The following is a 1,021-nucleotide window of genomic DNA, read 5'->3' on the forward strand; positions in this document are numbered from 1 at the left end:
ATGCAGCACCGGCCCGAACACCTCGCGCTCCATATCCTCGATACCCTTGACGCGGAAGACGTGGGGCGCGACGAAGCGACCTTCCTTCGGCGCTTCGAGCTTGGCGATCAGCCGGCCCTGCAGGCCCATCTTCGTGCAGTACTCGCGGATCGAGGTCTGTGCCTCGTCGTCGATGACCGGGCCGACATCGGTCGAAATCCGCCAGGGATCGCCGACATTGAGCGCCTCCATGGCGCCCTTCAGCATCTCCAGCATCTTCTTCTCGACGTCCTTCTGCACGTAGAGCACGCGCAGCGCCGAGCAGCGCTGGCCGGCACTCTGGAAGGCCGAGGCCAGGATATCGCGCACCGCTTGTTCGGGCAGCGCGGTGGAATCGACGATCATCGCGTTAAGGCCGCCGGTCTCGGCGATCAGCATGGCGTCGGGCTCGGCCGTCTCGGCCAGCTGCTTCTCGATCAGCTTGGCAACCTCGGTCGAGCCGGTGAAGCATACGCCGGCAATGCGCGGGTCAGCGGTCAGCGGGCCACCGACCGACGGGCCGTCGCCGGGCAGGAGCTGGATGACATCTTCCGGCACGCCGGCCTCGCGCAGCAATTCGACGGCGCGGAAGGCGATCAGCGGCGTCTGCTCGGCCGGCTTGGCGATGACCGAATTGCCGGTGACGAGCGCGGCCGCGATCTGGCCGGTGAAGATGGCGAGCGGAAAATTCCACGGTGAAATGCAGACGATGGCGCCGCGCGCTTGCGTGCCCGCCTCCGCATTGGCCGCCTCGGTGGCGTAGTAGCGCAGGAAGTCGACGGCCTCGCGCACTTCGGCGACGCCGTCGGCCAGCGATTTGCCGGCCTCGCGGGTGGCGAGTGCAAAGAACTCGACCGCATTCGCCTCATAGATATCGGCGGCACGATTGAGGATGGCAGCGCGCTCGGCAACGGGACGTTTTGCCCAGGCCGGCTGCGCTTCCACCGCAAAGCGCACGGCGGTCGCGACTTGCTTTGCGGCGGCTTCGCTGACCGTGCCGACC

The 1,021-nt window shown here is 67.2% G+C and carries 1 protein-coding gene; it reads right to left on the reverse strand.

What is annotated here, in order from left to right; translation table 11 throughout:
• Positions 1-1,021: aldehyde dehydrogenase family protein (locus EN964_RS35505; RefSeq protein WP_127277517.1), on the reverse strand; the 1,021-nt coding region annotated here is incomplete at both ends.

The sequence above is a fragment of the Mesorhizobium sp. M7A.F.Ca.CA.001.10.2.1 genome, from assembly GCF_003998575.1.
Taxonomy (GTDB): Bacteria; Pseudomonadota; Alphaproteobacteria; order Rhizobiales; family Rhizobiaceae; genus Mesorhizobium.